Raw genomic sequence first — 20,387 nt, 5'->3', positions numbered from 1 at the left:
TAAACATAACATGCTGCTTGTTTAAATGTAATATATTTATAAGCCTATACCAAACATTACTGCATCGTTTAAAAAGCCATTTTGGTATGAGCGTACGTAATCTACTCTAAGTATTCTAAATTTGCCAAATCCTAAATTTTCTAATCCTACAGAAAATTCGCTATATGGTTTGTTGTTTTTAGTTGAAGCAATATTGCTACCAATAATTAAGTTTGTTTTTAAGGCTCGTAATAATGGTAATTTGTTCATTATATAGCCTTTAAAATTATGCTCGAAATGAAATTCGCCATAATTATTATTAGTACTTAAAGTATAATATGGTAGGTTTTTAAAACTGTTAGTGTAATTACTGTTTCTGGTAAAATGAATTTGATTACCATTAAAATGTTTGTAGTCTACAAAAGCTATATTATTTGCGTTATTAAAAAAGCCTCCTTTTAAGTTGTATTTAAAATCTCCAAAAGTTCCTAAGTCTACATTTTGAAACAGTCTAACTTTATACTCATCAAAATTATAGTTAGAATTGTTAGCGCTAAAGCCTTTTTCATATCCAATATCCAATGTTGGATATTTGTTACCAGGAATATTAAACTTTCCATCTGGATAGCTTAAATAATATTGTCCAAAATTTATTCTTGCAACAGCATTAAATTTTATAATATTATGGGTGTTAAATGGTGCGCTATTAAAAGCAGTTTCGTTTAAAGGATTGTTACTAGTGTAAATATCATCACTTTCGTTTATAATAGAATAATCGGTACTATTAAACAGTGATTTTCGTCTTTCGTATGCAATATCTGTAAACAGTCTAAACCCATTAAAAACTTCTTGGGAGTAAGCGACTTTAGCAAAAGTAAGATCGTAAAATTTAGCATAGTTATCTTCAAAAAATAAAGAGCTAACTGCATTTTCTAATCTTGAAATAGGTTGAGCATTATTAAACTGTTTAGCTTCAACACCTCCAGAAATTGTTAAAAATTGGTTTTTAGTAGCGTTAAACCTCATTCTTATTAAGGCATTGGCTCTTAAACGGTCATCTGCTTCGCCATAATTTAAAGTGGTTTTTATAAAAAGATAGCGTCTAAATTCATTAAAGTTTTTAGTAAACGTTAAATCCATATTAGCATTCCAGCCTTGAACTGTATTAAAGCTAAGTCCTGTAAGTGGAGATGTAATATCAAAGTTGTATTTTTTATAAGAATTTTGGTATGTGTAACCACTAAGCAAACTGTTTAGAGGTTTAAAACTGTTGTTTTTTCTGTCTATAGAATCTAAATATGGTTTAGACTCACGTAATATTTGTAAACTGTCTTTTTTAATATAATCTTTAGCTTCTGCATTAGTTAATGGTACTGCTCTTTTTTGGTTCCAATAGGTAGAATCTTTTTTATTAGAATTTTCTTTAAAAGAAAGTAATTCTCTTGAAAATGTTTTTTTATCAAATTGTGGAGAGAAATCCCAATCACTATATCCAGCAACAAATCTACCATCTCCTTTTATACCAAGCATGCCAAACTCTAAATCGAATGTAAGTGATAGTTTTACCCAAATATTATCTTTCTCTGAATAGGAATAATTTTGTTGGATAAAAAAGAAATCTACTGGAGGAATTTCTACTTGTAAACCTGTTATGTTTAAATCTACAGCATATAAATGCCAATCGTCTTCAACAATATATACATAGCCAGAAAAAGCTTTATCATTAGGTCTTTTAGCAGTGGCTTTAATTTTATTGATTAAATTACCTCGTTCATCAAAAAATACACCTTCAAGTTTATATTGGTAATAATTAAAGGCATAATCTGCAATTGGAGATACTATTTTGGCATCGGCTAATTCTACAGTGTTTTCATAAAAATCAAAGTTTACATTTGCTGCATTATTAAAGCTAAAACCATTATCATCACCACTAATTTTTGAAGCAATTATAGTTTCTTTTAAAGGTTTTGGACGTTGGTATTTTAATTCAGATATGGTTTCAGATAAATAAATAATGCCACTTCTAGTAGAATCTAAACCACCGCCAAGATCACCAATATCTTGACCCATAAAATTTTCTGGAGCGTTTTTAATTCTTAATAATCCTTTAGAGTAAAAATTAGCGCGATAGGTTTTTAATTTTTCAAGTGTTGTTTTTCGGTTTTTAATAGCTTTTTTTATTATTTCAATAGCAGGATCTTCTTCTGTATTAATTTCAACTTCTGCTAAAGAAATATCTTCTGGTTCTAGCGTAACATTTATTGTAAATGGGAAACTAGTAATATTTACATTTTTTTTTAGTGTTTTATAACCTAAATATTTAAATACTACTGTGTGCTTGCCTTTTGTATTATATTTTAGAGTGTATATACCATCATCATTACTAGAAGTACCAATGTATGTATTGTCTATATATACGTTAACAGCAGATAGAGGTTCATTTTTACTAGAAGTTACAGTGCCAGAAATTTGAGAAAATGTAAAGTTGAAAGCAAAAAATAATAAAAGAGAGAGTAGAATTTTTTTCATAAAAAAAGATTAACGTTTTATTACTAAGACGCTTTTTTTTACAAAAAGGTTGCCTTGGTTTTTTCAAACTTAAAAATAAAAAGAATTTATAATTGTTATAGCAATCATAATTTTTTGAAAATTAGATGACTAAAAGTTTTTTTTAATTCTATCTAAATTACGTTTATTATCTCGGTCTTTAATTGTTTCGCGTTTATCGTACAATTTTTTACCTTTTGCTAGTGCTATTACAAGTTTAGCATAACCTTTATCATTAATAAATAATCGTAAAGGAATAATGGTTAAACCAGAAGTATTAACTTCTTTTTCAAGTTTTTTTAACTCTCTCCGGTTTAAAAGTAATTTACGTTCTGCTTTTGGTGCATGGTTATAGTAGTTTCCATACACATATTCTTGAATGGTCATGTTTATAACAAACAGTTCGTTTTGTTCATTAAATTCACAAAAAGCTTCAGCAATTGAGGCTTTACTGTCTCTAATAGATTTAATTTCTGTTCCTGTTAAAACAATTCCAGCAGTATATTTATCTAATATTTCGTATTGAAATTTAGCTTTTTTATTAAGTATGTTTATCGTTTTTTGCATGTTATGGCAAAGCTAAAAAAATAGTATTAATATTTAGTTCTTAGCTCGTGTTTTATTCCTGTGTTTGTTATTGTAACTATATATAAATTATTGTAATTGGTTTCATCTATTTCTGGATATATTTTTTCTCCAATTATAGCATTTACAAAATTAGGTATTGTATTGCTATGTCCAACGATAAATACATTTTTACCAATATTATTACTCTTAAATGTATTGTAGTTCATAGCTACTGGATCGTAGATTTTTGTATTTAATTTTTGAGATTTTGCTGTTGGTAAAACTGTGTTTAAAGTTCTGGTAAAATCTGTAGAATATATAGCATCAAGTTTTATGTTTTTAAAAAAATTAGCAAGTGTATTTGCACGGGCTTTTCCGCTTGGTAATAATTTAGGATTGTTTTTAGGTTTGGTATCTTTTTCGGCATGCCTAACAAAATAGAAGGTGGTAGTTTCTTGTTTAGTGCTTTTAGTGTTTTTTTTATTTTGTGCTTTTGCGCAAGAAAATGTTGTAAATACTAATGCTATTATAATTAAATGTTTCATTGCCAATTTATTCATGGAGTTGCGAAATCTAAAGATATTAAATTCAGTCTACAATACTATTTTATTGTTTTATATTTAGGCTAAAATTAACGAAATGAGTACTAAAAATATAGATGTCAATACAGATTACGATTTAATTTGTGTAGGAGCAGGAATTATGAGTGCCACTTTAGCGCTTTTGGTAAAACTGGTAAAGCCAGAACTAAATATTTTAATTCTTGAAAGATTAGATGGTGTTGCACAAGAAAGTACTGCTGCCTGGAATAATGCAGGAACAGGACATTCTGCCTTATGTGAATTAAACTATACACCGCAAAAAGGCGATAGTGTAGATTGTTCTAAGGCTTATAATATTTGTACTCAATTTGAATTATCTAAACAGTTTTGGAGTTATTTAGTTAATAATAAATTAATTAATAATCCTAAAGATTTTATTAATCCAGTACCACATCATAGTTGGGTTACAGGAGAAGAAAATGTAGCATTTTTAGAAAAAAGATTTAATGCTTTAAAAAATCATTTTATGTTTGAAGGCATGGAGTTTACCACAGCTTTAAGTAAAATGAAAACTTGGTTTCCTTTAATAACAGCAAGTAGGAGTGAAAATGAAATTATGGCTGCAACACGTATTGAGCGCGGTGCAGAAATGAATTTTGGTGCTTTAACTAAAAAACTATTTTATATACTTGAAAAAGAGTTTAATACTCCGGTACATTGTAACGAAGAGGTTTTAGATATAGACCCAGATAAAGACATAGAGTGGTCTGTAGTTGTAAAAAACACTAAAACAAAAAGAAAGCAATATTTAGATGCAAAGCATGTATTTATTGGTGCTGGTGGCGGCAGTTTATTATTATTACAAAAAGTAGAAATTAAAGAAAAAGATGGTTATGGAGGTTTTCCTGTAAGTGGCGAATGGCTGGTTTGTAAAAACGAAGCTATTATCAAGCAACACTTGGGTAAGGTGTATAGTAAAGCAGGACCTAATGATCCACCAATGTCTACACCGCATTTAGACACGCGTTTTATTAATGGAAAACGAGAATTATTATTTGGACCATTTGCTGGCTTTAGCCCAAAATTTTTAAAAGAAGGTTCTAATTTAGATTTGTTTAAATCTATTAAGCTAGATAATATAAAACCTATGCTTGGTGCATTTTGGGATAATTTACCATTAACTAAATATTTAATTGAGCAAGTTTCAATGTCTCATGAAGATAGAATGAATGATTTAAGAACTTTTGTTAAAGATGCAAAAAGTGAAGATTGGGAACTTTTGGTCGCAGGACAACGTGTTCAAATTATAAAAAAAGATGAATATGAAGGTGGTAAATTACAATTTGGTACCGAAGTGGTAAAAAGTAAAGATGGTAGTATAACCTGCTTGTTAGGTGCTTCACCAGGAGCTTCTACAGCAACTTATGTAATGTTAGAAGTTTTTGAAACTGCATTTCCAGAAATTGTAAACTCTAAAGTAGGTAAGCAAAAGTTAGATGAAATTGTTCCAATTTGGAAAGCAGAAGTGACTGCAGAATTATTTAAGAAAACAGTTGAACATTCACAAAAAGCTTTAGAATTGTAGGTTAAATTACTTATTTATTTATTGTTGCTGTTTTCTTTGTCTAAAATACCTTTAACCCATTTAACAGCATCTGTTAAAGAGTCGAAAATACCATAAGGTTTGCTATAGAATTTTTTTTCAAACTCTGCGTTAGCTCTCATGCTTTCACTACCAGGAATTATGGCAACAGCAATAAGGTTTGGTATTTTTTCTGCTTCTTTATAAACCATTGGGTTAATTGAAAAGGAGTGTACTCTATTAGCGATGTAAGCAACTTTTTTATTTTTAAAATGTTTATCTAAAAGCTCCTTTAGTTTTTCGGTTTCTTCATACGAAATGAGTTGGCCTTCTTTTACTTGTTTTATTAAAAAGTCGTCAAAAATAAATATTTCGGCATGTGGTTGATTGTAATATTTAAACATTCCCATTAGCTTTTTCTTTTTTTGAATCTTTAACAAGTTTACTGGCCCAAATTATAGCGTCTGTCAAATTATTACAAACTAAAGAAGGCTTATTAAAATATTTTAATTCTTCTTTAGCTTCTTTAAAAAAAGTTTGATTATTAGTGACTATAATAATAGCTAATAAATTTTTCATTTTTTCAACTTCTTTGTAAACTAAAGGATCTACTGTGTAAGATTTTACTCTGTTAGAGATGTAAACAAGACTTTTATTTTCAAAATGAATTTTTATTATTTCGCGAAGTATTACTGTATGGTCATGATCTAGACATTCTCCTTCATGCATTTGGCTAATTAAATAATCATCAAAAACAAAAGCTTCTGTATCATTTAAATCGTAATAGTGGAACATGCCCATAATTATGCTATTAATTGTAATAGGTTAGTTTACTAAAGATAAAAAAAATAAATAAAAAAGCGACACTCAACTTAACGTTTTGTGTCGCTTTTTCAAACTAACTAACTAACCATTACCATCACAACGCACTTAAATTTAGTTTATTTTATGCGTTTTTATAATTAACATTCTTTTGTGATTAATCTTAAAAATATATAATGTTTTTATAAGTCTTGAGTAACCAAATCACTTTGATTTCTAAATACTAATTCTTTATCGAAAGCATCTAATAAAATTACACTATCTGTAGTGACTTTACCAGATAAAATTTCTTTACTTAAAGCATTTAATACTTCTTTTTGAATTACTCGTTTTACAGGTCTAGCTCCAAATTCTGGCTCATAACCTTTATTTGCTAAATAATCTATAGCTTCTGGAGTAGCGTCAAAAGTAATGCCTTGTTGCGCAATCATTTTATTTACACTTTTTAATTGTAAGCTTACAATTTCTGTAATATTTTCTTTTGTTAAAGGTGTAAATAAAATAGTATCATCTATACGGTTTAAAAACTCTGGTCTTACTGTTTGTTTTAATAAACCTAAGACATCTACTTTTGCTGTTTCCATAGCAGTTTCAATATCTTTAGTAGCCTCAAAACGCTCTTGAATTATTTGACTTCCCATATTAGAGGTCATTATAATTATGGTGTTTTTAAAATCTGCAGTACGACCTTTATTATCTGTTAAGTGACCTTCATCTAAAACCTGTAATAAGATATTAAAAGTATCTGGGTGTGCTTTTTCAATCTCATCTAAAAGTACTACCGAGTAAGGTTTTCTTCTAACCGCTTCTGTTAATTGTCCACCTTCATCGTAACCTACATATCCTGGAGGTGCACCAACTAAACGACTTACAGCGTGGCGTTCTTGATATTCACTCATGTCTATTCTTGTCATTGCGCTTTCATCATCAAACAAATACTCTGCTAATGCTTTTGCAAGTTCTGTTTTACCAACACCAGTAGTTCCTAAAAATAAAAAGGTTCCTATTGGTTTTTGCGGGTTTTGTAAACCTGCTCTAGAGCGGCGTACTGCATCACTTACGGCAACTATAGCTTCTTCTTGGCCAACAACGCGTTTATGTAATTGATCTTCTAATTTTAAAAGTTTTTCGCGTTCACTCTGTAACATTTTGGTAACCGGAATACCTGTCCATTTTGCTACAACTTCTGCAATATCATCGTAAGTAACTTCTTCTTTAATTAAAGATGTTTCTGCTTGTGATTTTAATTCGGTTTGTAATTTTTCAAGTGCTTCTTGTGCTTCTTTTATTTTACCATAACGAAGCTCTGCTACTTTACCATAATTACCTTCTCGCTCAGCCTTTTCTGCTTCAATTTTAAAGTTTTCAATATCCTGTTTTGTGTTCTGGATTGTGTCTACAACTTCTTTTTCGCTTTTCCATTTGGCGTTAATTTCATTGCGTTCTTCTTTTAAATTAGCTAAATCACTACGTAAAGATTTTAATTTTACTTCGTCTTTTTCACGTTTTATTGCTTCAATTTCAATCTCTAATTGCATTATTTTACGATCTAAGACATCTAACTCTTCTGGTTTAGAGTTTATTTCCATACGTAATTTTGATGCAGCTTCATCCATTAAGTCAATAGCTTTATCTGGTAAAAAACGATTGGTGATGTATCTTGTAGATAATTCTACAGCTCCAATTATAGCTTCGTCTTTAATACGAACTTTATGGTGTGTTTCGTATTTTTCCTTAATGCCTCGTAAAATTGAAATAGCACTTTCTGTATCTGGCTCGTCAACCATTACTTTTTGAAAACGACGCTCTAATGCTTTATCTTTTTCAAAATATTTTTGATATTCATCTAAAGTAGTTGCACCAATAGACCTAAGTTCTCCTCGTGCTAAAGCAGGTTTTAAAATATTAGCAGCATCCATTGCGCCTTGTCCGCCACCAGCACCAACAAGCGTGTGAATTTCGTCTATAAATAAAACAATATCGCCTTCGCTGTTAGTAACCTCTTTTATTACAGCTTTAAGGCGTTCTTCAAACTCACCTTTAAATTTTGCACCAGCAATAAGAGCGCCCATGTCTAGTGCGTATATTTGCTTATCTACTAAGTTTTCTGGTACATCTCCATCAACAATTCTATGTGCTAAACCTTCGGCAATTGCTGTTTTACCAGTGCCTGGTTCACCAACAAGTATTGGATTGTTTTTTGTTCGTCTAGATAAAATTTGAAGTATTCTTCTAATTTCTTCATCACGCCCAATAACAGGATCTAATTTTCCGTCTTTAGCTAATTGGTTTAAGTTTTTAGCAAACTTATTTAGTGAGTTGTAAGTATCTTCCTGACTTTGTGATGTTACACGGTCGCCTTGTCTAAGTTCATTTATTGTTGCTTTTATAGTTTTTTCGGTAACGCCTTGATCTTTTAAGACTTGAGCAATTTTACTTTTAGATTTAAAAATAGCTAATATTAAATGTTCTATAGATACAAACTCATCATTCATGCTTTTCGCAATTATAGAAGCTTCATTAAGTGTTTTTGAAGTCTCTCTTGAAAGCGCTAATTCGCCACCGCTAACTTTAGGGAAACTTTCTAATTGCTTGTCTAGAATTTGTTTTAGCATGGGAACGTTAATATTCATCTTTTTTAAAATAAATGGTAATACGTTTTCATCTACTTCAAAAATAGCTTTAAATATATGTTCGTTTTCTATTTGTTGGTGTCCTAAGCTTTGAACAAGCTGTTGTGCTTGCTGGATAGCTTCCTGGGATTTTATTGTATAATTATTAAAATTCATCTATATGTGTTTTAATTATTAATTTCTTTAATTTTCTTGTTTATAGTCAATTACCTTACCACAATAAAAACACCTAAAAAACAAGACAAAATGACTTGTTTAACTCTATTTAAAGTGACTTTTTGTCTTGCTAATGAGTAGGTTGCAAAGGTTTTAGTTTGGTTTTTAAACGAACTATAGTTAAGTAATAGTATTAATTATTATATTTATAAATCTATTGCTAAATCAATTACATTTCTATTTATAATATTTAATGGATACCCTAAAAAAGAAAATTAAACACCGTTACATTTTATTCTCTTCAGCTACAATTTTATTGTTTTCTTTTCTATTTTTTGTTGTAGAAAGACATGTTGCAGTACAACAAGATGATGCCTTTAAGATTAATAAATCTGGAAAGCAACGCATGATAAGTCAAAATATAGTAAAGCAAGTTTTAGCATATAATAATGATTTAAGTTTTTTAGATGTAAAGAAAAATGACTCTCTAGTTAAAGCACTTTTAAATGAGTTTAAAGCCTCTCATGATTACCTTAAAAAGAATTATAAAGCTACAAAATATAGTAATTTAGATTCTTTATTCGCTGTAGCGGAAATAGAAATAAATAAAATTGTAAGCTCAAGTAATACTATAATAAATAATACAGATACGGCTAGTTTAAAAAACGAAATTAAATCACTAATTGTAGTTGAAGATAGGTTTTTAAATACAATGGATGCTATTGTATTGGAGTATCAAGTAATAGCAGAACAAAATATAGAAAAACTACAAAATAGTTTTTATAAACTAATTACAATTACTTTACTCTTATTAGCGCTTGGTTTTTTTTACCTTTTAGTGCCGACAGTAAAATCCTTAATATCAAAAAACGAATCATTACAGGCTAGCAATAAAGCTTTAGAGCAATCTAAAGAAGAAATAAGGAAAAATTTAATAGAATTAGAACAGTTAAAAGAGGATATAGAGAGTAAAGAACGTTATAATAGAATTTTTATAGAACAAGCAGCACCATCAATAGCTATGTTGGATAATGATATGAAATATATTGCTGTTTCAGAAAAATGGAAAAAAGACTACAAAAAAGAAGGTCAAGATATTATAGGGAAATCTCATTATGAGGTTTTTCCAGAAATTGGAGACGACTGGAAAGCACAACATCAAAAATGCTTAAATGGTTTTATTGATACCTGTGACGAAGCGCCATTTGTTAGAGACGATGGTACAATACAATGGATTTTTTGGGATGTTAGACCTTGGTATTTAGAAGATAATACAATAGGAGGTTTATTAATGCATACCGGTGATATAACTAAAATAAAAGAACAAGCCTTAGCAAAACAACGTATAGAAGAAATTTTAAAAAGAACCAGTAGCGTGGCACGTATTGGTACTTGGGAGTTAGATTTAGAAACAGATTTGTTAACCTTTAGTGACATTTCTAAAGAAATTTTAAAAGTTCCTAAAGACTATAAAGTTTTAAGCAAAAATAGTTTACACCTTTATAAAGAAGGTTTAAGTAGAGTAAAAATTATAAGTGCATTTCATAAATTAGTAAACAAAGGAGAGCCTTTTGATTTGGAGTTAGAAGTTGTTACTGGAGAAGATGAGGTTATTTGGATAAGAGATATTGGTCAAGCAGAAATTGTTGAAGGAAAATGTGTTAGGCTTTTTGGTGTTTTTCAAGATATTACACACATAAAAAACACAGAACAAGCCTTATTGCGCAAAAACGAATTATTAAATTTTGCCGAGGAAATTTCTTCAATAGGTCACTGGCAATGGAATATAAAAGACGATACTATAGACTGGTCATCAAATTTATATTTAATAATGGATTTAGATGAAGATTCGGTTGAAATTACATCAAAAACCATTTTAGGTTTAACACATCCAGAAGATTTGAAAAAAGTAAAATCTCACATGGATGCAGTTTTTGAAAATAAAAAATATGATAAGGGATTAGTACACAGAATAATTTCAGGAAAAGGTGTTGTAAAAACAGTACAAGTACTCGCTAAAGTTTTTACAGATGAGAATGGTGAAATTATTGAAATAATTGGAACATGTCAAGATATAACTAAACAAAGATTAGCCGAAATTAAGTTTAGAGGTCTTTTAGAATCTGCACCAGATGCAATGATTATTCTAAACAATAAAAAGCGGGTTCATTTAATAAATAAGCAAGCCGAAAGTTTATTTGGTTATACTGCAGCAGAATTAAAAGGAGAGCGAATTGAAACCTTATTGCCAGAACGTATAATAGAAAAATTCAAAGTATATAGAGATGCTTATTTTGCAGATCCAAAATCTATTGCAATGGGCGAGAATAGAGAGCTAATAGGTTTAAATAAAAGTGGTAAAGAATTTCCGGTTCAAGTAAGTTTAAGTCCGTTAGAAACAGATGAAGGCTTGTTAGTATCGTCTGCCATTAGAGATATTTCTAAACAAAAACAAGTAGAACAAAACATACGTAATTCTAAAGAGCATTTAGAACTATTAGCAAAAAAGCTAAAAACAAAAAACATACAATTAGCAGATTTTGCACACATAACATCGCATAATTTAAGAGCTCCAGTTAGTAATTTAAATTCGCTAATAGATATGTATTATTTATCTCAGGATGAAAAAGAAAAAGAAGAAGTTTTTGATAAATTTAAAACAGTAATATCTCATTTAACAGATACATTAAACACATTGGTTGATGCTTTAAAAGTGAAAAAAGAAAAAGTAAGTATAGAAACTGTTTATTTTGATGTTACACTTAATAAAACTAAAGAGCTACTTACAGCTCAAATAACTGATACCAAGGCAGAAATTACTAGTGATTTTACTGAAATAAATAAAATAAATTACAATAAAATTTATTTTGAAAGTATTTTTCTTAATTTAGTAGAGAATGCCATAAAGTATAAATCAAAAGATAGAGCCCCAAAAATACATTTAAGCACCAAAAAAGTAGACGGTACCATAGTTTTTGAAATTGAAGACAATGGGTTAGGCATAAATTTAGCCAGACACAAGCATAAATTATTTGGTTTAAACAAAGTTTTTCATAGGCGTCCAGATGCTAAAGGAGTTGGTTTATTCATGACCAAGTTACAAATAGAATCTTTGGGTGGAGAAATTACTATTGATAGCGTTGTAGATAAAGGCTCTAAATTTATCATTAAATTTAATAAATAACCATGAGTAACTCTTTAAACATTTGCATTGTTGATGATGATGAAATTTACAAGTTTACCGTTGTAAAAATTTTAGAATCTATAGATTTTAATAAAAAAATTGAAGTCTTTTCAGATGGAGAAGAAGCATTTTCTTTTTTACTTGATAATATAGATCAACCAAAAGCATTACCAGATGTTATTTTATTAGATATAAATATGCCTGTTATGGATGGCTTCCAGTTTATGGAAGAATACATTAAAATTAAACCAAGAGTAGGTAAGAAAATTACAATTTATATGGTGTCATCATCTGTAGATCCTATGGATTTGCAAAAAGCGAAAGGTATTAGTGAAATTTCCGACTATATTATTAAGCCAATTAAACGTGGTGAATTAAAAGCAATAATTAGTAGTCTTCGCCAAGAAGGAAAAATTTAATTTTTTGCAAAAAAATAATATTTAAAATATGCTTAACGGCATATTTTTTTCATTTTAAAAACTAAAAAATTATATGGGAATTTTTAATAAAATATTTGGTGACTCATCACAACCAAAAGAAGAAAAGGTATTACCATGGATTCCTTTAACAGCTATTTCCCAACTGGAAACTATAGCAGAAAAATCGAAATCTAAAACACAAATTATATTTAAGCATTCTACACGTTGTGGTATTAGCCGCATGGTAATGAACCAATTTATAGATGCATATAATTTAGATTTAAATGTAGATTTATATTATTTAGATTTATTAAACTATAGGGAAACCTCAAACGAAGTTGGCTATAAGTTTCAGGTCATGCATCAATCTCCACAATTACTTATTATAAAAAATGGAGTAGTAGTAGCTCATGCAAGTCATGGTGCAATTAATGAATTAGAATTAGAAAAGTTTATTTAAAATATATAAAGCTTAAAACTCCCAAATAACGATGCTGTTATTTGGGAGTTTTTTTATTTAACTTCTAAAATTATATCTACGTATAATACTTTTTAGTTGAAGTTTAAGGTCTTCGCCAGTGTCATAAACCATTTGTTCGTTACTTGGAAATCTTAATCTTCTGTTTTTAAGTAAATTTATGTCTTCTGCTGTTAAGGCTCTTTCGTCTCCTTTTACATTGGCATATATATTATCGAAAATAAATTCGCTATTAATAGGGAAACTTCTTATTACTTGATTTTGCTTTAAATTATTATATACAACTCTAGCTATAATTTGTGTAGATTTTAATTGATTATATTCAAAAAATCTAGCTTTAGCAGTTATTATTTTATCCTGCTTTATATCATTACCAAGGCTGTCTTTTACAACATTTCCGTTAGTGTCTAAAACGTATTCCCAACCATCAACAATATTCTTTTTTCTTAGTAGCTGTGTTTCTGTAATACGCTCAGGAGAAATATTTATACGTTGTAACTGTAATAGCATTTCGTATTTATAATCTATGTTATTTGCTGGACTTACATGATATACAGTCCAAAAATCATTTAAACCATACGTATCAAAATTTAGTAATTCGTTTTGTAAACGATTAGGTATTAACTGGTTTGTATTATTAACAATACCAACAATAACATAGTCTGTACCTTGGTGTTTTGCAACCTCTATAAGTTGTCTTGTATCTTTATAATTAGGATTTATAGTTTCAACTTCATTAAACAATTGGTAAGCTATCCTGTTTTTAAGCTTATCATTAGTGTTTAACAAGGTTAAAGCTTCGTTGTATTTATAATTAGAAAGCTTTTGTTTATAGTTAACTATAGCATTACTATAGTCATTAAATTTTAACTCTACTAGTTTACCATCAATATACAGTGGCATTACAGCTTTAATAGCACGTTGTCTATCTTCAAGGTCTAAATACAAATTATAAATAGTCTCAAACTGCTCTGGATTTCCATCTTTTTTTAAATGAGAAATAGAGTTATGGTTTTCGGTAACCACTTTGTAAAAAGCATCTTGTAACATAACAATAAAATCCTGCTTTCGTTTTTTATCTTTGTTATGTTCTAATTTTTTAAGCGCATTACTAATTGCCTGGTCATAATTTCCAGAGTTTAGTTGTTTTTCAATTTGCTTTCTTCCAACACAAGATGTTAGTATTAGAAGACCTACTAAAAATAGTGTAATTTTTTTCATCTTCTTACGTTTTACGGGTTTATACTATAAGTATAAAATCAAATGCCATGCCAAACGCAAAAAAGCCTTAAAACGCTATAGGTTTCAAGGCTTTTTAAAAGTTTGTTATTTTTAAAAAACTATTTTTTTGCTTTATATATTGGTAATAATTTGGTTGATACTTCTCCAAACCCAATTCGTGTACCATCTTTCTCACAAAAGCCACGCATAATAACTGTATCGTTATCATTAATAAATTTACGTTCTGTGCCATCTGCCATTTTTAACGGTTTTTCACCACGCCATGATAACTCTAACATAGAGCCATAAGAATCTGGTGTTGGTCCAGAAATAGTACCACTTCCCATCATGTCTCCAGAGTTTAACGGGCAACCATTTACAGTATGGTGTGTTAATTGTTGTGCCATACTCCAATACATATGTTTAAAGTTAGAACGGCTTACAACTGTTTCTTTGGCTTTTTCTGGTTGTATTGCAACTTCTAAGTTAATATCAAAACTCTTTTTACCTTTTTGCTGTAAATAAGATAATTGTTTTTTTAATGGTTTTGGTCCTGCAACTCTGTAAGGCTCTAAGGCATCTAAAGTTACAATCCATGGAGAAATAGAAGAAGCAAAGCTTTTTGCTAAAAATGGACCTAACGGTACGTATTCCCATTTTTGAATATCTCTTGCACTCCAATCGTTAAATAATACTAAACCAAAAATATACTCTTCGGCCTCTTCAATAGGAATAGGCTCACCTAAATCGTTAGCATCTGTGGTTATAAATGCCATTTCTAATTCGAAATCTACTAATTTACTTGGACCATAAACAGGTTCTGTTTCACCAGCTGGTAAAGTTTGACCTTGTGGTCTATGTACAGGAATTCCAGAAGGAATAATAGATGAACTTCTACCATGATATCCAACAGGAATATGTAACCAGTTTGGTAATAAAGCATTATCTGGATCTCTAAACATAGTACCTACATTAGTAGCATGTTCTATACTCGAGTAAAAATCTGTGTAATCACCAATTTGAACTGGTAATTGCATTTCAATTTCATCTAAACGAAATAATACAGTTTCTTTATTTTTTTTATTGTCTTTTAACTCATCATTTTCTGCATCAAAAATCTCTGCAATACGATTTCTTACTAAACGCCAGGTTTTACGGCCATCTGCTATAAAATCATTTAATGTATCTTGAAGAAAAATATCATCAGTTAATGGGATACCTTCAAAATAACCTAGTTGGTGTAAAGCACCTAAATCTATGGCTGTATCGCCAATACGAGTTCCAATAGTAATAATATCGTCTCTGGTTAAAAAGACTCCAAAAGGAATATTTTGAATTGGAAAATCTGAATTTTTATCAACGTGTAGCCACGATTTTCTATCTGGATTGTTAGCAGTAATTGGCATAACTATATCTTGTGTTTTTTGTTTTTAAATCTATTCAAACCTACATAATTTTTTTTAGTTTGAAATACTTTTGCTATTAAAAAATGCTTAAAATTCCATGAAATATATTGAGTTATAAACATAATGTAAAAGATAATAACAATCTATTAGAATCTACTGTTTTTAAGCAAAAAAAAGCATCCTTTTTAGTATTTTAGCGGCAATCTAAAAAAAGACATATTTATGCAACGTGATGAACAAATATTTGAGTTAATTCAAGCTGAAAAAGAACGCCAGTTACATGGCTTAGAATTAATCGCCTCAGAAAACTTTGTAAGTGACCAAGTTATGGAAGCTGCAGGTTCTGTTTTAACCAATAAATATGCCGAAGGTTACCCAGGAAAACGTTATTATGGTGGATGTGAAGTAGTAGATGAGGTAGAGCAAATAGCAATAGATCGTGCAAAAGCATTATTTGGAGCAGAATATGCAAACGTACAACCACACTCTGGTAGCCAGGCAAATACAGCAGTTTACCATGCCTGTTTAAAAATAGGAGATAAAATTTTAGGTTTCGATTTATCTCACGGTGGACATTTAACTCATGGATCGCCAGTAAACTTTTCTGGTAAATTATATAACCCAGTTTTTTATGGTGTAGATAAAGAAACTGGTGTTTTAAATTATGATAAAATTGAAGAAATAGCAAAGCGTGAAAAACCACAATTAATAATTGCTGGAGCTTCTGCTTATTCTCGTGATATAGATTTTGAACGTTTTCGTAAAATTGCAGATAGCGTTGATGCTATTTTATTAGCCGATGTTTCTCACCCAGCCGGTTTAATAGCAAAAGGTATTTTAAACGATCCTATTCCACATTGTCATATTGTTACCACTACAACTCATAAAACATTACGTGGACCTCGTGGTGGTATGATTTTAATGGGCAAAGATTTTGAAAACCCATTTGGTATAAAACTTAAAAATGGAAATTTACGTAAAATGTCATCGTTATTAGATTCTGGTGTATTTCCAGGAAATCAAGGTGGACCATTAGAACATATTATTGCAGCAAAAGCAATTGCTTTTGGAGAAGCTTTAACAGATGAGTTTATGCATTATATGTTACAAGTAAAACGAAATGCTAAAGCTATGGCTGAAGCTTTTGTTGCTAAAGATTATAATATTATTTCTGGTGGTACAGATAACCACATGATGCTTATTGATTTAAGAAATAAAAACATTACAGGTAAAGATGCAGAACAAGCACTTGTAAAAGCAGATATTACAGTTAATAAAAACATGGTGCCTTTTGATGATAAATCACCATTTGTAACATCTGGAATTAGAGTAGGTACAGCTGCAATTACAACTCGTGGTTTAAGAGAAAGTGAAATGGCTACTATTGTAGATTTAATTGATGAGGTTATTACTAATTATGAAGATGAAGATAAATTAGATGCTATTGCTGTTAGAGTAAATGCAATGATGAGCGATTTACCGTTATTCTCTGCATAGTTTTATTATTATATTATTTACATAAAAAAAGCCTGCAATTTGCAGGCTTTTTTTATAAGATGTTTTAATTTTTTATTCGAAAACAGTATGTTGGTATGCACCAGCATCTGGAGCACTTGTTCTGTTAACTCCTAATATATCATTTGGTACTTGTGAAGCAAAAGATGAAGCACCAATACCATTGGCATTAGAATTGTCTCCAATAATTAATTTATTTAGGCTTGTGTTTTTAAAGTCTGGTTCTTGATTAAATATATTATTCTCGTAATTCACGGTGTTTTCAAAATTGTAATTATCTCCAGTAAATTCATTTAAGTTATCACTAAAACGCAGTAAGCTATTGGTGAATTTAAAATTGAATATAACTGAATCGTCTTCAATTTCATCTAATATAAATTCAGGATTATCATTACCATATATAATACAGTTGTTAAAATTAGCTTCGGTTAAATTGGTTATAGTAACTGCATCTTCCGTTTCTAAAAAGTTATTAATTAATAAGGCAGGAAATTGCCTAAAACTATTATTCCAATAATTAGCAATTGTACTATGTGTAAAATTATATTTTCCTCCAAAAGTTAAAGCAACAGAAGATTGACCTGAGTTATTAACCACAAGATTTTCTGCAGTTATAGATGTATTTATGGCTAAAATACCATAATTACCAAAGTTGTATAATTGCGAATTTGTTATTGTCAATTTATCATTAACAGCATCTGGATTTGCATCAACTAATAAACCAACAGTTCCGTTTTTAATAGTAGCGTAATTAATAGTATTATTTATACTGTTTTCAAAAAGCCAAATGGTTCCCCATTGTCCAGGTACGTTTTCAAAATTTGGCTCTAAACGATCACTTTCAAAAATGACTTCGTTTTCTAATAAATCTGGATCTGTACTTAATGCTCCATTTACATTTAGTGTCGCATTTTCTGAAACTATTAAACCAGAATCTGCATGAAAATGAATTCTCGCTCCAGCATTAACTGTTAAGGTTTCTCCGTTTGGTACGGCAGCGTAACCGTAAATTACATATGGTTTTTCGTTTGTAAACGTTAATTCGTCAGGCATAAGTTCTCGACCTTGAATTTCGGTTTCAAATTGTTCTCCATTAACATCAAAAGTTAGTGTTTCTATAATACCGGTTGCATCATCACGTTCTGGAAATATAAAAACAGCGTCTTTAACTAAAGTTACTAATTCTACATCTTGGTAATTGCTTCCTGTATCAAATTCAATTTTGTCTGTATATAAAATTTCGTTATTAAAAAACGGATCGTTATTTGGGTTGTCTGTATTAAAAGTAGTTTCAATAAATATAAATAAACTGTCTTTTGCTTGAATTTCTACATTATTAAAAGATTTACCAGCAACACCATCTACATTTAGCCTGAAACCAGAGTTTTCACCTCTATTAAGCTTTACAGTTGGAATGCTAATATCATCATCACTACGGTTGTAAACTTTAAGGTTATAAGTACTTGAGCCTATATTGGCAAAAATAGTATCAAGGTAAACAGTATCTTTAGAAAACTCTAAATTACCAGTACTAGGAGCAAAGTCAAAATCTTTACGACAAGCGTTAGATAGAATTAAAAGTGCGATACAAAAAATAAAATATGTTATGCGTTTTATAGCCATGAGATAATTAACTTTAAGGGACTAAAATATAACTTTTGAAAAACTATTTTAGTATTAATATTCTTTTATTAAGTAAATAAATCTGCAATTTCTTGAGTTATACGTGTTGGTTTTTTTGAAGACGTACTCATAAAACACCAATTGGTTGTAGATTTTGCTAATAAAGTATTGCTCTTTTTGTTAAAAATTTCTATAATTCTAGTTGATTTTACACCTTTAGCTTCTGTAACATACGTTTTAATTAAAAGTGTTTCATTTAAAACTGCAGATGCTTTATAGTCTATAGTATGTGATAGTAGTACCCAAAAATAGTTTTTTAAAATAGAAGTAGAAGCGTTTTTATGCCAATGTGCTTTTGCAATATCATTAACCCATTGTACATAGCGTACATTATTAACGTGCTGTAATTCATCTATATCATTTTCTGTAACTACTATTGTTTCGCTATAAACCTGCATGTTATTTTTCAATAATTCTCACTTCAAATAACTTATCCCAACGTTTTCCTGTAACAAATATGGTTTGTGTTTCTGGGTTGTAAGCAATACCATTAAGTACATCTAAACCTTTATGTTGTTTTACTTCTTTTTTTAAAGGAGAAAAATCTATTACAGCTTCAGTTGCACCATTTTTTGGGTTTATAATCGCAACACCATTTCGTTGGTATATGTTGGCGTAAATTTTTCCGTTAATCCATTCAAGTTCGTTAAGTTTACCAATTTTTCCTTTATTGGTATAGACTTGAATATTATTTTCTTCAACAAGATTTTCAGGATTTAACAGCCAAATTTTTTCGGTTCCATCACTTTTATAAAGCATTTTACCATCATTACAAATTCCCCAACCTTCTTTACTTTCTCCAAATTTAAAAGTACTAGAGCGTTTAAAAGTATCAAGATTGTATACAAAGCCTTTGCCGCTTAACCAGGTTAATTGGTATATTTTATTATTTAATATGGTTAAACCTTCACCAAAATATTGATCTGCAAGATTTATGTTTTTAAGTACTTCTCCAGTTTTATAGTTTACTTTACGTAATTTACTCTCTCCTTTTTGTCCTGTACTTTCATATAATTCGCCGTTAAAAAATTCTAATCCTTGAGTATAAGATGTAATATCATGAGGATAGGTGTTTACAATCTCGTAACTATAAACTTTTGGAGATGCATTATTTACAATAGCGATGTTTCTGGTAGCAATTTCTGTTTCTCCATCAAAATTAATAGTGGCAGTAATAGTTTGAGATCCTAATTTAAAATCGCTTAAAAGTACAGATTTATCTACTGTTTTACCACCTATTTCATAGGTAATAGATTCTATTTCAATATTTTTAGGGTTAGCAATAGATAATTCTAGTGTTTCATTTAATGCTATTGTATTATTTGTTGCATTTGTTGTGATGTTAAAGTTTTTTTCTTGTTTAGAATCACCGCAACTAATAAGAGTTATTGCTAAAATTATGATTGTAAGGTAATTATGTAGTTTCATTTTTAGTAATTAATTTTAAGCAAGATATTTATTAAAATTCAGTATAAAAAATCATTGTGATAAAATTAAAACATTGTATATTTGCCGCGGCAAGTCCTACACAACCAGCTCCTGTTGAATCCTCCAGGTCGGGAACGAAGCAAAGGTAAGCGGTCGTAGCGGTGTGATGTAGGTAGCTTGCCTTTTTTTGTACACTAAACTCAAATCTTGAAAGCTTTTGCGAAT

Annotated in this window: 16 protein-coding genes and 1 other RNA gene; 6 read left to right on the top strand and 11 right to left on the bottom strand. The window is 29.7% G+C overall.

The genetic code is table 11. The features are described from left to right. Positions 1 to 36: 36 nt before the first annotated feature. The 3 genes from LACAL_RS14685 to LACAL_RS14675 form a co-directional block, all read right to left on the bottom strand. Entirely contained in the window at positions 37 to 2,508 is a 2,472-nt protein-coding gene (locus tag LACAL_RS14685) for a DUF5686 and carboxypeptidase regulatory-like domain-containing protein (protein ID WP_013871551.1), read from the bottom strand. A gap of 129 nt (positions 2,509 to 2,637) precedes the next feature. Further along, the gene (gene smpB, locus LACAL_RS14680; protein WP_013871550.1) at positions 2,638 to 3,093 is read right to left on the bottom strand and encodes an SsrA-binding protein SmpB; all 456 of its coding nucleotides are present in this window, start codon (positions 3,091 to 3,093) and stop codon (positions 2,638 to 2,640) included. Positions 3,094 to 3,119: 26 nt separating this feature from the next. Beyond that, positions 3,120 to 3,638 carry a histidine phosphatase family protein gene (locus LACAL_RS14675; protein ID WP_013871549.1) on the bottom strand — a complete coding sequence of 173 codons (519 nt, stop codon included), beginning with the start codon at positions 3,636 to 3,638 and terminating at the stop codon, positions 3,120 to 3,122. Positions 3,639 to 3,732: 94 nt separating this feature from the next. Between LACAL_RS14675 and mqo the strand changes: the two genes are divergently transcribed. After that, complete coding sequence (gene mqo, locus LACAL_RS14670) at positions 3,733 to 5,220, top strand: malate dehydrogenase (quinone) (RefSeq protein ID WP_013871548.1); 1,488 nt, start codon at positions 3,733 to 3,735, stop codon at positions 5,218 to 5,220. A 14-nt stretch (positions 5,221 to 5,234) separates the two neighbouring features. Here the strand turns inward: mqo and LACAL_RS14665 are convergent, their stop codons facing one another. From LACAL_RS14665 to clpB, 3 genes are all read right to left on the bottom strand, one after another. Next, complete coding sequence (locus LACAL_RS14665) at positions 5,235 to 5,627, bottom strand: hypothetical protein (RefSeq protein ID WP_013871547.1); 393 nt, start codon at positions 5,625 to 5,627, stop codon at positions 5,235 to 5,237. Continuing rightward, positions 5,614 to 6,018 (bottom strand): hypothetical protein, encoded by a 405-nt coding sequence (locus LACAL_RS14660; protein WP_013871546.1) that lies wholly within the window; start codon positions 6,016 to 6,018, stop codon positions 5,614 to 5,616. The genes LACAL_RS14665 and LACAL_RS14660 overlap by 14 nt, the downstream gene beginning before the upstream one ends. A gap of 203 nt (positions 6,019 to 6,221) precedes the next feature. Beyond that, on the bottom strand, positions 6,222 to 8,828 hold the full coding sequence (gene clpB, locus LACAL_RS14655; RefSeq protein ID WP_013871545.1) for an ATP-dependent chaperone ClpB: 2,607 nt from the start codon (positions 8,826 to 8,828) through the stop codon (positions 6,222 to 6,224). 253 nt (positions 8,829 to 9,081) lie between these two features. On the opposite strand from clpB, the gene LACAL_RS15135 reads away from it, so the two are divergent. The 3 genes from LACAL_RS15135 (at position 9,082) to ytxJ (ending at position 12,891) form a co-directional block, all read left to right on the top strand. Beyond that, positions 9,082 to 12,012: a PAS domain-containing sensor histidine kinase gene (locus LACAL_RS15135; RefSeq protein ID WP_013871544.1), complete on the top strand. Its 2,931-nt coding sequence runs from the start codon at positions 9,082 to 9,084 to the stop codon at positions 12,010 to 12,012. 2 nt (positions 12,013 to 12,014) lie between these two features. After that, the gene (locus LACAL_RS14645) at positions 12,015 to 12,431 is read left to right on the top strand and encodes a response regulator (RefSeq protein WP_013871543.1); all 417 of its coding nucleotides are present in this window, start codon (positions 12,015 to 12,017) and stop codon (positions 12,429 to 12,431) included. A 73-nt stretch (positions 12,432 to 12,504) separates the two neighbouring features. After that, positions 12,505 to 12,891: a bacillithiol system redox-active protein YtxJ gene (gene ytxJ, locus LACAL_RS14640; RefSeq protein WP_013871542.1), complete on the top strand. Its 387-nt coding sequence runs from the start codon at positions 12,505 to 12,507 to the stop codon at positions 12,889 to 12,891. Between the two features lie 57 nt (positions 12,892 to 12,948). Here the strand turns inward: ytxJ and LACAL_RS14635 are convergent, their stop codons facing one another. After that, positions 12,949 to 14,130, bottom strand: coding sequence for a hypothetical protein (locus tag LACAL_RS14635; protein WP_013871541.1), 1,182 nt, complete (start codon positions 14,128 to 14,130; stop codon positions 12,949 to 12,951). Between the two features lie 119 nt (positions 14,131 to 14,249). Further along, positions 14,250 to 15,536, bottom strand: a complete 1,287-nt coding sequence (fahA, locus tag LACAL_RS14630; protein ID WP_013871540.1) for a fumarylacetoacetase — start codon at positions 15,534 to 15,536, stop codon at positions 14,250 to 14,252. Positions 15,537 to 15,758: 222 nt separating this feature from the next. On the opposite strand from fahA, the gene glyA reads away from it, so the two are divergent. Further along, on the top strand, positions 15,759 to 17,033 hold the full coding sequence (gene glyA, locus LACAL_RS14625) for a serine hydroxymethyltransferase (RefSeq protein WP_013871539.1): 1,275 nt from the start codon (positions 15,759 to 15,761) through the stop codon (positions 17,031 to 17,033). Between the two features lie 72 nt (positions 17,034 to 17,105). Here the strand turns inward: glyA and LACAL_RS14620 are convergent, their stop codons facing one another. The 3 genes from LACAL_RS14620 to LACAL_RS14610 all read right to left on the bottom strand — a co-directional run bounded on the left by LACAL_RS14620 (position 17,106) and on the right by LACAL_RS14610 (position 20,162). Continuing rightward, on the bottom strand, positions 17,106 to 18,674 hold the full coding sequence (locus tag LACAL_RS14620; protein ID WP_013871538.1) for a hypothetical protein: 1,569 nt from the start codon (positions 18,672 to 18,674) through the stop codon (positions 17,106 to 17,108). Between the two features lie 68 nt (positions 18,675 to 18,742). Continuing rightward, positions 18,743 to 19,132, bottom strand: a complete 390-nt coding sequence (locus LACAL_RS14615) for a thioesterase family protein (RefSeq protein ID WP_013871537.1) — start codon at positions 19,130 to 19,132, stop codon at positions 18,743 to 18,745. A gap of 1 nt (position 19,133) precedes the next feature. Then, entirely contained in the window at positions 19,134 to 20,162 is a 1,029-nt protein-coding gene (locus LACAL_RS14610) for a glutaminyl-peptide cyclotransferase (protein ID WP_013871536.1), read from the bottom strand. 87 nt (positions 20,163 to 20,249) lie between these two features. Between LACAL_RS14610 and ffs the strand changes: the two genes are divergently transcribed. Beyond that, an RNA gene (ffs, locus tag LACAL_RS15265) (signal recognition particle sRNA small type) lies at positions 20,250 to 20,348 on the top strand. Positions 20,349 to 20,387 lie beyond the last annotated feature (39 nt).

This window comes from Lacinutrix sp. 5H-3-7-4 (assembly GCF_000211855.2).
GTDB lineage: Bacteria > Bacteroidota > Bacteroidia > Flavobacteriales > Flavobacteriaceae > Lacinutrix.
This window is presented reverse-complemented; position numbering and strand designations above follow the sequence as displayed.

Excerpts from the sequence above, each read along its gene's own strand:
- LACAL_RS14685 (WP_013871551.1), bottom strand. The coding sequence starts at position 2,508 with ATGAAAAAAATTCTACTCTCTCTTTTATTATTTTTTGCTTTCAACTTT.
- smpB (WP_013871550.1), bottom strand. The coding sequence starts at position 3,093 with ATGCAAAAAACGATAAACATACTTAATAAAAAAGCTAAATTTCAATAC.
- LACAL_RS14675 (WP_013871549.1), bottom strand. The coding sequence starts at position 3,638 with ATGAAACATTTAATTATAATAGCATTAGTATTTACAACATTTTCTTGC.
- mqo (WP_013871548.1), top strand. The coding sequence starts at position 3,733 with ATGAGTACTAAAAATATAGATGTCAATACAGATTACGATTTAATTTGT.
- LACAL_RS14665 (WP_013871547.1), bottom strand. The coding sequence starts at position 5,627 with ATGGGAATGTTTAAATATTACAATCAACCACATGCCGAAATATTTATT.
- LACAL_RS14660 (WP_013871546.1), bottom strand. The coding sequence starts at position 6,018 with ATGGGCATGTTCCACTATTACGATTTAAATGATACAGAAGCTTTTGTT.
- clpB (WP_013871545.1), bottom strand. The coding sequence starts at position 8,828 with ATGAATTTTAATAATTATACAATAAAATCCCAGGAAGCTATCCAGCAA.
- LACAL_RS15135 (WP_013871544.1), top strand. The coding sequence starts at position 9,082 with ATGGATACCCTAAAAAAGAAAATTAAACACCGTTACATTTTATTCTCT.
- LACAL_RS14645 (WP_013871543.1), top strand. The coding sequence starts at position 12,015 with ATGAGTAACTCTTTAAACATTTGCATTGTTGATGATGATGAAATTTAC.
- ytxJ (WP_013871542.1), top strand. The coding sequence starts at position 12,505 with ATGGGAATTTTTAATAAAATATTTGGTGACTCATCACAACCAAAAGAA.
- LACAL_RS14635 (WP_013871541.1), bottom strand. The coding sequence starts at position 14,130 with ATGAAAAAAATTACACTATTTTTAGTAGGTCTTCTAATACTAACATCT.
- fahA (WP_013871540.1), bottom strand. The coding sequence starts at position 15,536 with ATGCCAATTACTGCTAACAATCCAGATAGAAAATCGTGGCTACACGTT.
- glyA (WP_013871539.1), top strand. The coding sequence starts at position 15,759 with ATGCAACGTGATGAACAAATATTTGAGTTAATTCAAGCTGAAAAAGAA.
- LACAL_RS14620 (WP_013871538.1), bottom strand. The coding sequence starts at position 18,674 with ATGGCTATAAAACGCATAACATATTTTATTTTTTGTATCGCACTTTTA.
- LACAL_RS14615 (WP_013871537.1), bottom strand. The coding sequence starts at position 19,132 with ATGCAGGTTTATAGCGAAACAATAGTAGTTACAGAAAATGATATAGAT.
- LACAL_RS14610 (WP_013871536.1), bottom strand. The coding sequence starts at position 20,162 with ATGAAACTACATAATTACCTTACAATCATAATTTTAGCAATAACTCTT.